The sequence below is a fragment of the Staphylococcus sp. EG-SA-2 genome, from assembly GCF_017152085.1.
On sequence record NZ_JACYHC010000116.1, the window covers coordinates 1 to 549 of the forward strand.

Below are 549 nucleotides of genomic sequence, written 5' to 3' on the forward strand. Positions count from 1 at the left end.
AGATAGATTATTGCTTATAATCATATGATGTTTGAATGATATCTTTGATTTCACTGATTAGTGCTTCTTTAGGATTAGCAGTTGTACATTGATCTTCAAATGCGAGCTCTGCCATTCTATCAATTGACTCATTTAATTCTTCTTCAGACACACCTTGTGATTTCAAATTCATTTCAATTCCGACTGATTGACCTAATTCGTAGACAGCTTTAGCTAATGATTCTACAAGTGCTTCTGTCGTATTACCTTTTAATCCTAAGAATTTGGCAATATCTGCATAATCTGTATCTGCTCTGAAGAACTCATATTTAGGGAATAACGCATGTTTTTGCGGGTCTTTGGCATTATAACGGATAATATGCGGTAGTAATATCGCATTCGCTCTACCATGCGGAATACCATATTCGCCACCAATTTTATGCGCAATTGAGTGTGCAATGCCTAAGAATGCATTTGCAAATGCCATACCAGCCAAAGTTGATGCGTTATGCATTTTCTCTCTTGAAACTTTATCACCCTTTTCAACAGATGATTTTAAATATTCGAACG

General features: G+C 35.7%; 1 pseudogene. It reads right to left on the bottom strand.

The annotated features are described in order from the left end of the window. Nucleotides 1–7: 7 nt before the first annotated feature. Nucleotides 8–549, bottom strand: a pseudogene (locus IDG60_RS01110) (bifunctional acetaldehyde-CoA/alcohol dehydrogenase); the annotation flags it as partial.